This is a genomic window from Frankia sp. AiPs1 (assembly GCF_023716945.1).
Taxonomy (GTDB): Bacteria; Actinomycetota; Actinomycetes; order Frankiales; family Frankiaceae; genus Frankia.
In genome coordinates this window covers 1-9,867 of sequence record NZ_JAMQQF010000197.1, presented here as the reverse complement: position 1 = coordinate 9,867, position 9,867 = coordinate 1, and the positions used below count along the sequence as shown (strand labels likewise).

Sequence of the window (9,867 nt, the reverse complement as noted above, 5' to 3'; positions counted from 1 at the left end):
CCCCGGACGCTGCGCTCACCGCCCCGGACGCTGCGCTCGCAGCCCCGGACGGCCCGACACTGCGCCGGGCGACCCGGACCCCCTGGTTCTCGCTCCTGCTGTTCGCCGGCAGCGACGACGCCGCGGCCCGGCGGCTGCACGACGACGCCGCCCTGATCCGCGCCCGCTTCGGCGACCTCGTCACCGCCCACGTCGTGGCGACCGCTCGCGGCGTGACGACCGGCCCCGCCGGCCGGGACAGCGGCGGCAACCACACAGGCGGTGCGCATTCCGGCAGTGCGCATTCCGGCGATGGGCATTCCGGCGATGGGCATTCCGGCGGTGCGCATTCCGACGGCGATGACACCGTCCTCGATCCTGCCGGCCGGGCGCGGGCACGCTACGGCGCCGCGATCGGCGAGGCCGTCCTCGTCCGTCCCGACGGCTACCTCGCCTACCGGTCGACCACCGACCACCCCGGCCGGCTGGAACGCTACCTGCGCGCGCACGGCATCACCCCGGCGCCCGCGGGGGTCGCCCCGCCGGCCTCGACCACGGCCGCGGGCAGGACCTCCTGACGATCCGAGGCGAAACCGGCCGGCGACGCGCCGCGACGGGGTCGTGCCCTCAGCCCGCCCCCCGCTCAACCGGGGTGGACAGCTCCGTCCGCGCCTCGGCGAGCGCAAGCGGGTCCAGGTAGTCGCGAGACAGGACGATCTTTCCGTCGCGGACCCGGAACACGGCGTTGATGGACTGCTGGTACGCCTTGCCGGTGGTCGTGATCCTGCCGCGGGCCTGGTAGTCGACGATGACGACCTCCGGGTCGGCAGTCTCCTGGATCACCATGGCGTCGAACGACTCTGCTTTCAGACGCTGACCGGGCGCGCCGACGCCCCCCGAATCAGCACCGTGAGCCGCCCGCACCGGATACAGCTCCATCGGCGCGCACCCGAGCCGATACCCGCCGCGTCGGCAGTGGTCGGCCTACGCCGACGGGAGTTCCTCGCTTTGAGGATCCGCCGGTCAGGAGCCGTCTCCGCCGGGAGGAGCCCATGGCGGAGAACGACGGCAGGCGCTGGAACCACAACATCCACTACCACTCTCGCATCCTGCGCGCGACCCCCGAGGGCGCCCAGCGTGCCCTGGACATCGGGTGCGGCGAGGGCATGCTTGCCCGCGAACGTCGGCGGACGGTGCCCTGCCACCACCCGGTAGTCGACTCGCCGCCATCGCCACCATCCCCACCGTCGTCACCGTCGTCACGGGATGGCCGCCGGGGCCGTCGCTCCCGGATGTTGGTGAGGAACTGGCCACCAGCCACAGACAACGGATCGTGCCGGCCAGTGGAGGCCGTGACCCGCGCTTCGCTCCTCTCTGCGGCATCTCGACGGATGACCGTCGACGCCCGCCACCCAGACGAACATACGTTCGACATCGGAGATCGGTTGACCTACCGTTGACCTATGAGTTTCGAGGACGGCGCGCGAGACGGGCCGGTGCCACCGGCGCGGCTGGCGGTGATCGCCGGGCAGGTCGAGGGGCTGCTGTCGGAGGAGACCTGGCGGCTGTCGGACGGTGAGTTGGAGGCGTTGATCGAAGGAGTCTGCCGGCTGGTCGGGCGGGTCGCGGCGGCGCGTGGTCGGCTGCTGGTCGAGGCGCAGGATCGGGGTTTCGCGCTGCGGCAGGGAGCGGTGGACACCGCTGCCTGGTTGCGGGGTCGGCTGGCGCTGGCGTCCCGGGAGGCGCGTCGGCAGGTCGCTCTCGCCCGTGATGTTCACGAGGTGTGCCGGGCCACCGGCGCGGCCCTGGCGGCCGGTGAGATCACCGTCGAGCACGCCGTCGTGATCTGCGAGGCGATGCGGTCGCTGCCCACCGGGGTGACACCCGAACAGCGCAGCGAAGCCGAACAGGCCCTGCTCGCCTTCGCCCGCTCGTTCGATCCCTACCAGCTGGTCAAACTCGCAGCCCGCCAACGCGAAGCACTGACCACGGTGGACACCTCCCCCGGCGGCGACGACCCGCACGCCGACAGCCACACCGGCGAACACAACAACCCCGGCAGCGGCCGCACGGGCAATGCTGGCGCCGGCAATGCTGATGGGGATGGTGACAGGGCGGACACGAACAACCGCGAGAAGCCAAGCCCCGATCCCGCCGACATCCGCCGCCTGACCCTCACCGACACCCCCGCCGGCACCACCCTGCTCAGCGGCGAACTCGATGCCGAAGGCGCCGCGCTGCTTCGCACCGCGTTGGACAGCCTCGCCGCACCCCGCCCCGCCGTCGACGGCACCCCTGATTCCCGCAGCCCGGCCCGCCGCCGCGCGGACGCCCTCATCGACCTGATCAGCCGCGCCCTCGGCGTCGCTGCACTACCGGAATCCGGCGGAGTTCGACCCCACCTGACCGTCACGATCCCCTGGAGCACCCTGCTCGCCGCCGGCACCATCCCCGCCACCACCAGCTGGGGGCTTCCTCTGCCCCGTGCCGCCCTGGCCCGACTGAGCTGCGATGCGGAGATCAGCCGCATCCTGCTCGACCCCGCCGGTGTCCCCCTCGACGTCGGACGATCAACCCGCACCGTTCCCGCGCACCTGCGCCGTGCCCTGGCCATCCGCGACCAGGGCTGCGTGTTCCCGGGTTGCGATCGGCCCCCGTCCTGGTGCGAAGCACATCACGCGATCCACTGGCGCGACGGTGGACCCACCACCCTGCACAACCTGCTCCTGCTCTGCCCCACCCACCACCGTCAGGTCCACCACGACGGCTGGGACATCGTCTTCACCGCCGATCACCACCCCGCACTCGTCCCACCCCACCGCATCGACCCGCTACGCCGACCCCGCCGCAACCCCTACAGCCAACCCCCGCTACACCAACGAGCCACCGCCTGAGCGGAGCGAGCCGGCCGACCGCCTGTCCGGCCCCTCCGTCGTCACCCGGCTCGGGAAGGCGCATGCCCGCCGAGGGTCACCGCACGCCCAGCCGAGCGGCACCACACGCGGATCGCAGCACTGTGTACCCACCGCCCAATCAAGCGTCAACTGGGTGGGAGCTCCAGCGATGGGACGAACGGCGGCGGATGTTGCGGAAGGTGATCAGGGCGGTGGCGCACATCGTCTGTCCGGGTCGGTGGGAGTCGATTGCATCGTCGGCCCTGGACCGGCTCGCCCCCGCGCCAGGGGCGGTGTTGAGCCTCGTATCGCCGTGGGCCTCGGAGAGGTCGGTTGCGCCGTCTGTGGTCGGAAGGCACCAGACGTCGGCAGCGGCGATGGTCGTGGTGAGGCCCGCGTTGACCACCCGGCCATGGGCGAGGAACGCCGCGCCGCTCGCCGGGGCGAGGATCTTCAGGGTGATGTCGACGGTCATGTTGACCCAGCCGACCGGTAGCAGCGTGCCCGCGGCGCAGCCGGCGGCGAGGTCCGCCAGCGAGGCGAGGACGCCGGCCTGTAGGTGGCCGTCGTGTTGGGTGAGCTCGTGGCGCCAGGGTTGGCGGAGCTCGACCTCACCAGGCGCCACCCACCCGACCCGGAAACCCAGCCGGGCCGCGGCCGGCATGCTGAGAACCGTCTCGGTGACGAACCGGACGTAGTCGGGGTTGACCGGATGCGCCGCCATCGGGCCCGTCTCAGCCGGCCGGAGACGAGGCCGGCGCAGCTGGCGGTATCGGCGCGACTGGGGGGTCGGGCGCGTCTGGCGGGACGGATGGTACGGGGGGTGCCGGCGGGACCGGGGGTGCCGGCGAGGTGGTCACGGCATGTCGAGGAGGCGACGGCGCCCACGGTGCTAGGTCACCGGCCAGGTAGCGGCGGCGGGCGGTGGCTCGCATGATTTTGCCGCTGCTGGTCTTGGGCAGCGTGCCCGGGCGGACCAGCACCAGGTCCGCCAGTGTGAGGTCGTGTTGGCGCACCACTGCGGCGCGGATCGACCCGGCGACGTCCGCGGGGTCGGCGGCCGGGCCGGGTTCGCCACGCACCTCCTGGACGATGACGGGGCGTTCCCCGCCGGGGCCGGGCACCGCGAAGGCGGCGCAGCCGCCGGGCCGCAGCGCGGGATGCGCCGCCGCGGCGGTCTGTTCGAGGTCCTGCGGGTAGTGGTTGCGGCCGCGGATGACGAGCATGTCCTTGTGCCGGCCCACGACGTGCAGCTCGCCGTCGACGATCAGCCCGAGATCGCCGGTGCGCAGGTAGGACCGGCCGGGCGCGTCAATGCAGCGGGCCTGGAAGGTGGCGGCGGTGGCCTGCGGGCGCCGCCAGTAGCCGGCCGCCACGTGGTCGCCGGTCACCCAGATCTCCCCGATCCGGTCGGGCGGACAGCCGCGCCCGGTTTCCGGATCGACGATCCGCACCTCGGCGGCGGGGACAAGGCCGGAGCCGACGAGGGTCCGACCGCGGCCGGGGGCGGCCGGGGCGTAGCGGCCCTCACCAAGGCCGTCGACGTCGGCGTCGAGCAGGCGCGGGCCGCGGCCCTTGCAGCTGCCGGTGACCAGCAGCGTCGCCTCGGCCAGGCCGTAGCAGGGATAGAGCGCGCTCGGGTCGAATCCAACCGGGGCGAACGCGCCGGCGAAACGACGCAGGGTGTCGGCGCGGATCGGCTCGGCGCCGTTGAACGCGACCCGCCAGCAGCTCAGATCCAGGTCGGGCAGGTCGCCGCGGGCCGCCGCGGCCGCGCAGACGTCGAAGGCGAAGTTCGGACCGCCGCTGGTGTGGGCGCGGTAGCGGGAGATCGCCGTGAGCCACAGCAGTGGACGGCGGATGAACGCCCCCGGGTCCAGCAGGACGCCGGTCGCGCCGAGGTACAGCGGTTGCAGCACGTTGCCGATGAGGCCCTGGTCGTGGAACAGCGGCGCCCAGCCGACGAACGTCGAGTGCCGGTCGTGGCCGAAGGCGAGCCGGATCATCTCCTGGTTCGCGGCCAGGTTGCGATGGGTGACCATCACGCCCTTCGGGTCGGCCGTGGACCCGGAGGTGTACTGAAGGAACGCGACCGAGTCCGGCTCAGCGGACCAGCCCGACACAGGGACGGCTGGCACAGGGACGGCCGGCAGAACGGTGGGCGTTGGGGCGTTGGGCGTTGGTGCGGCTCCCGGCAGAGTGGTGGACGGCCGAGTGGTAGCCGCCGGGGCGGAGGGCAGTGAGGCGGAGGGCAGTGAGGCGGTGCCGGATGACTCCGGGGACGGGCCGGGATCGCTCGCGTCCACCGCGATCCAGGCCAGCGGGCCGGCGACGGCCTCCAGCGGCACCCGGACCATGTCGATCATCGGGCCGGTGGACAGGACGGCGGTCGGCGCGCAGTCCCGCACGATCGCGCGGGTGGCGTCCCGGACCGCACCGCGCCGCGGCGGGTTGACCGGCACCGCGATGACGTGCGCGTACAGGCAGCCGAAGTAGGCGACGATGAACTCCAGGCCCTGCGGGAAGACCAGCAGGGCCCGCTCCCCCGGCCCGCAGCGACGGCCCAGCCGGTCGGCGGTGGCCAACGCCCGGATGTACAGCTGCCGGTAGGTCAGCGTCGCCTGCTCGTCGCCATGCTCGTCGAGCAGGACGAACGCCCGCGCGTCCGGGGCGCCGACGGCGCGCCGGCGCAGCACGTCCGGCAGTAGCGCGCCGGCGACATCGTGATCGGCTCGGACCTCCGCCGCCGCCACGCCCGTCACCAGGCCCCCGCCAGCGCGACGGGCAGGCTGGTCAGCCCGCGGACGATGAGGCTGTGTTCCTGCCGGGGAAGGTCCCGCTCGCCTGCGTCAGCGCGAAGGTCCACCGCGGGCGCGAGGCGTTCGGCCTGGCCGGTGAGGCAGCCGAAGACGACCTCGGCCTGGGCTCTGGCGAGCATGCCGCCGAGGCAGCCGTGCATGCCGTGACCGAGGGCGAGGTGGCCCCCCGCCGGGCGGGTGAGGTCGAAGGTGTCCGGCTGGTCGAACACCGCCGGATCACGGTTGGCCGCGCCGAGGCAGAGCAGCACCTGCTCGCCGGCGCGGATCCGGGCGCCGCCGAACTCGACGTCGCGGGTGGCGAGGCGCTTGGTGAGCTGCAGCGGGCTGTCGTACCGCAGCGCCTCCTCGACGGCGGCGCCGACCAGCTCCGGCCGCCGGTGCAGCAGCGCCGCGGTGTCGTCATGGTGCAGCAGCGCGAGCAGCCCGTTGCCGATGAGCGCCGTCGTCGTCTCGACGCCGGCGACGAAGCACATGATGCACAGGAAGGCGATCTCCTCCCCGGTGAGCCGGTCGCCGCCGCCGGTGCGCGCGGCGAGCAGCCGGCTGACCAGGTCGTCGCCGGGCCGGGCGCGGCGGGCGGCGATGACGCCGGCCATCGCCTCGGCGAAGATCGCGACGACGTCGCCGACGCGGTCGATCTCGGCGGGCGCCATCAGGCCGGGTTCGAGCAGGAACCGGATGTCGTGCGTCCACCGGCCGACCTCGGCACGCACGTCGCCGGGCAGCTCCATCCAGTCGCTGAGGACCGCGACCGGCAGGGGCGCGGCGAGGTCGGTGATCGCGTCCAGACCGCCACCGTCGGAGCGCGCCCGGTCGAGCAGCCCCTGGGCGATCGCGGCGATCCGGGGCCGCAGCCGGGTGACCTCGGCGGTGGTGAACACCCGGTTGACCAGGGCGCGCAGGCGCGCGTGCTGCGGGTTGTCGGTGAAGACGAGTGAGGTGCGCGCCAGCCGGACCATCCGCTCGGCGTTGTCGGACCTGCCAGTGTCGCCGGCGGTTGCGGAGCCGAGGGGGGCGGCGGAGCCGAGGGGGGCGGAGCCAAGGGCGGCGGCAGAGCCGGCGGCGGAGCCGAGGGCGGCCCGGCTGACCAGCCGGGGGATCAGTCCGGCGCTGAAGGTGCGGTCGCGCAGCACGGCGCGGACGTCGGCATGGCGGGTCAGCACCCACATGCCCATCGTTCGCAGGACCGGCGAGGTCCGGCGCAGCTCCCGGTAGATCGGGTAGGGGTCCGCGCGGAACGCGGCGCTGAACGGATTGAACCGCGGCGCCGCCGGTGCGGTCGACGCGGCTGGAGGGTGCGTCATCGGGCCGGTCCGCCGGGGCTGTCGGGGCCGCCGGGGCTGTCGGGGCTGCCGGCACTGTCGGAACTGCCGGGGCCGGGGCCGCGGTAGGGGGCGAGCACCAGGCGCAGCAGGCAGATCCTGCGCATCCGGAAGCCGACCGCGGACAGCCGCAGGTAGCGCTCGTAGCGGGCGACGACCTCCGGCCCGACGAGCGCCACCGCCTCCGCGCGGTGGGCCCGCAGCCGGCGGGCCCACTCCTCGCAGGTGCGGGCGTAGTCGAGCCGGCCGTTGTGCAGCGCCCGGACCTCGAAGATCCCCTCGGCGGCGGCGGTGATCTCGGCGAGAGTGGGCAGGTCGGCGTCGGGGAAGATCTCCCGTTGGATGAACCCGTTGGCCTGCTCGCGGCGCATGCTCGCGTAGGCGATCGTCTGCAGGGACAGCACGCCGTCCGGCGTCAGCCACCTGTGGCAACGGGTGAAGAACTCCCGGTAGATGCGGATCTTCTCGGCCGGCGAGTCCGCCGGCGTGGCGAAGTGTTCGAACGCGCCGATCGAGATGATGCCGTCGAAGCGGCCCTCCGGGTGGTAGTCCAGCCAGTTCTCCAGGCGGACCTCGACACCGGGATGGGCCTGCGCCCGGACGTGGGCCGCCTGGCGCTCGCTGAGGGTGAGGCCGACCGACCGCGGCACCCCGTGCCGCACCGCCAGCCGGGCCAGCACCGAGCCCCAGCCACAACCGACGTCGAGCACCGACCGGGCCCGGTCGGCCCCCACCGCGTCGAGGTGGAAGCGCAGCTTGCGTTCCTGGGCGGTCGCCAGGGCGTCGCCGCCGCCGATGTCACCGCCGCCGCCGCCGATGTCACCGCCGTCGATGTCGGGCGTCTCCCCGGGGACCGGTTCCCACATCGCACAGGAGTAGGTCAGCGAGCTGTCCAGCCAGAGGCGGTAGAACTCGTCGCCGACGTCGTAGTGATGGCGGACGGCCGCCGCCGCCCCGGCCACCCGGTCAGCGGTGGCGGGCGCCGTCACCGCTGGGCCAGGTCGGGGCTGGCCAGCGGCTCCCGGGCGCCCTGGTCGTGGAGGTAGGCCGCCAGCGCGTTGAGCGTCGGGTTCTCGAACAGCGCCTCGGGGGCCACGTCGACGCCGTAGTGGTCCTCGACCGCGATCAGCAGCGAGACCGCGACCGCCGAGTCGACGCCGAGCCGGTCGAAGTCCGCGTCGAGGTCGATCTCGGCCACCGGCTGCTCCAGGATGTCCGCGACATGCTCCTGACACCACTGGGCAATGGGGCCTGTGGGGTCGATGTTCTCCGGGCTGTCCGGCACCTGTCTTCTCCTCCGTGCGTCAGGTCTGGGAATCCGGGGGTCAGGCCGCGGGGTCGAGCCCAGCAGCCGCGGGGTCGAGCCCGGCAGCCGCGCGGCGCCCGGTTCGCTGGGCCGCCCTGCGCTGCCCGGACGGCACCCGGATGTCCCGGGCGAGCCCGCCGGCCGCAAGAATCCGGATCAGCCAGTAGCCGGGATCGAGCCGGTACCAGGTGAGCCCGAACGACGGCGAGTCGGGAAAGGCGTGATGGTTGTTGTGCCAGGACTCCCCGAAGGTCAGCAGGGCGAAGATGCCGCCGTTGCGGCTGTTCTCCCGGGACTCGTACGGCCGGGTACCGAACATGTGCAGGACCGAGTTGATCGCCCAGATCGTGTGTTCGAGTACGAACATGCGCACGAGGCCACCCCAGAGCAGCCCGCTGACCGCGCCCGCCCAGCTCTGGTAGGCCAGGCCGCCGACGAGGGCGGGCAGCAGCAGCCCCAGCACGACCCACAGGTGGTAACGGCGGGCAACGCGCATCAGCGACCGGTTCCGGATCAGGTCCGGGGCGTAGTGCGCGACATTGGGATATTCGTGCCGGCGCATCCACAGGAAGTGCGAGTGGACCAGGCCGCGCAGCCGCCCCCGCAGCCCGCCGCCGGCGAGGTTCGGTGAATGCGGATCACCTTCGCGGTCGCTGCACTCGTGGTGCCGGCGGTGCAGTGCGACCCAGGACACGACGCCGCCCTGCCCGGCCATGGAGCCACAGACCACCAGCGCCGCCGCCGCCGACGGCGCGGCCTTGAAGGTGCGATGGGTGAACAACCGGTGGTATCCGACGCTGATGCCCAGGCCGGTCACCAGCCACAGGGTGATGAGCAGCGCAATTTCGGTGACGCCGAGCGGATGCACCCACAGAAAGGCGATGGCGGCCGCGGTGCCGGCAATCGGGAGCACGTCGAACAACAGGAAGTGACGGCGCTGGAGGCGGTGCAGAAACGGGTTGCTGACCGTCTTGCGGCGCGGCTCCGACGCCACGGCTGCACTGTCGGCCACGGCGACAACGGCGGCACTGTCGGCCACGGCTGCATCGGCGGCCACGGCTGCCACGGCTGCATCGGCGGCACTGTCGGCCACGGCTGCACCGGCGACGTCGGTGGCGCGGCCGGCGGGATCGGCTCTCGCCATCCGCGGTCTCCCTCCCGGTCGCGTCGGGCGTTCGACGCATCCGTACCGGAGCGTGTGCTCCAGGACGGGCCCAACGCTAACCACGTGGGCGACGGGCCCGCCGTCGCCATTGGTTTATCGAATCGAAGGGGCCGCTTTCGCGTCGACGTTCCGCGGGGGTGTTCACCAACTCGACGGCTGGGCGACCCCGGCGGGCAAGGCCCGATCCGCCGAGCCGAAATGTGTGCTCGCTTCGCTGGGTGAGCGCTGCCAGGGGCGAGGGTCGCCACCCGGGCACGTTGGAGGATCCGTGGACCGCCGCCGGGTGCTTGCGGGAATCGCCGCAACACCGTTCGCCGCCGCTCCGCTCGCTGCCTCGGTGGTGGCGGCCGGGCCCGCGCTCGCCGCCGGGGCAACCGCCGCC

At 73.3% G+C, this 9,867-nt stretch carries 8 protein-coding genes and 1 pseudogene; 2 read left to right on the top strand and 7 right to left on the bottom strand.

Features of this window, described 5'->3' with window-relative positions:
• A pseudogene (locus tag ND748_RS17425) lies at positions 1-557 on the top strand (hypothetical protein); the annotation flags it as partial.
• A 49-nt stretch (positions 558-606) separates the two neighbouring features.
• Here the strand turns inward: ND748_RS17425 and ND748_RS17420 are convergent.
• On the bottom strand, positions 607-918 hold the full coding sequence (locus tag ND748_RS17420; protein WP_251746859.1) for a nuclear transport factor 2 family protein: 312 nt from the start codon (positions 916-918) through the stop codon (positions 607-609).
• A 524-nt stretch (positions 919-1,442) separates the two neighbouring features.
• Between ND748_RS17420 and ND748_RS17415 the strand changes: the two genes are divergently transcribed.
• The gene (locus ND748_RS17415) at positions 1,443-2,873 is read left to right on the top strand and encodes an HNH endonuclease signature motif containing protein (protein WP_251746858.1); all 1,431 of its coding nucleotides are present in this window, start codon (positions 1,443-1,445) and stop codon (positions 2,871-2,873) included.
• 139 nt (positions 2,874-3,012) lie between these two features.
• On the opposite strand, the gene ND748_RS17410 is transcribed toward ND748_RS17415, so the two are convergent.
• Genes ND748_RS17410 through ND748_RS17385 form a run of 6 tightly spaced genes read right to left on the bottom strand, consistent with a single transcriptional unit; the run spans position 3,013 to position 9,464 of the window.
• Positions 3,013-3,597 carry a PaaI family thioesterase gene (locus ND748_RS17410; RefSeq protein WP_251746857.1) on the bottom strand — a complete coding sequence of 195 codons (585 nt, stop codon included), beginning with the start codon at positions 3,595-3,597 and terminating at the stop codon, positions 3,013-3,015.
• Between the two features lie 10 nt (positions 3,598-3,607).
• Complete coding sequence (locus tag ND748_RS17405; RefSeq protein ID WP_251746856.1) at positions 3,608-5,635, bottom strand: fatty acyl-AMP ligase; 2,028 nt, start codon at positions 5,633-5,635, stop codon at positions 3,608-3,610.
• Positions 5,632-6,996 carry a cytochrome P450 gene (locus ND748_RS17400; protein WP_251746855.1) on the bottom strand — a complete coding sequence of 455 codons (1,365 nt, stop codon included), beginning with the start codon at positions 6,994-6,996 and terminating at the stop codon, positions 5,632-5,634. The genes ND748_RS17405 and ND748_RS17400 overlap by 4 nt, the downstream gene beginning before the upstream one ends.
• Positions 6,993-8,003, bottom strand: coding sequence for a cyclopropane-fatty-acyl-phospholipid synthase family protein (locus ND748_RS17395; protein WP_251746854.1), 1,011 nt, complete (start codon positions 8,001-8,003; stop codon positions 6,993-6,995). Before ND748_RS17395 ends, ND748_RS17400 begins: the two co-directional genes overlap by 4 nt.
• Complete coding sequence (locus tag ND748_RS17390) at positions 8,000-8,299, bottom strand: acyl carrier protein (RefSeq protein ID WP_251746853.1); 300 nt, start codon at positions 8,297-8,299, stop codon at positions 8,000-8,002. The genes ND748_RS17395 and ND748_RS17390 overlap by 4 nt, the downstream gene beginning before the upstream one ends.
• A gap of 40 nt (positions 8,300-8,339) precedes the next feature.
• Positions 8,340-9,464, bottom strand: coding sequence for a fatty acid desaturase (locus tag ND748_RS17385; RefSeq protein ID WP_251746852.1), 1,125 nt, complete (start codon positions 9,462-9,464; stop codon positions 8,340-8,342).
• Positions 9,465-9,867 lie beyond the last annotated feature (403 nt).

Bases quoted from the DNA above. Each gene is read 5' to 3' on its own strand.
- ND748_RS17400 (WP_251746855.1), bottom strand. From the start codon at position 6,996: ATGACGCACCCTCCAGCCGCGTCGACCGCACCGGCGGCGCCGCGGTTC.
- ND748_RS17410 (WP_251746857.1), bottom strand. From the start codon at position 3,597: ATGGCGGCGCATCCGGTCAACCCCGACTACGTCCGGTTCGTCACCGAG.
- ND748_RS17415 (WP_251746858.1), top strand. From the start codon at position 1,443: ATGAGTTTCGAGGACGGCGCGCGAGACGGGCCGGTGCCACCGGCGCGG.
- ND748_RS17385 (WP_251746852.1), bottom strand. From the start codon at position 9,464: ATGGCGAGAGCCGATCCCGCCGGCCGCGCCACCGACGTCGCCGGTGCA.
- ND748_RS17420 (WP_251746859.1), bottom strand. From the start codon at position 918: ATGGAGCTGTATCCGGTGCGGGCGGCTCACGGTGCTGATTCGGGGGGC.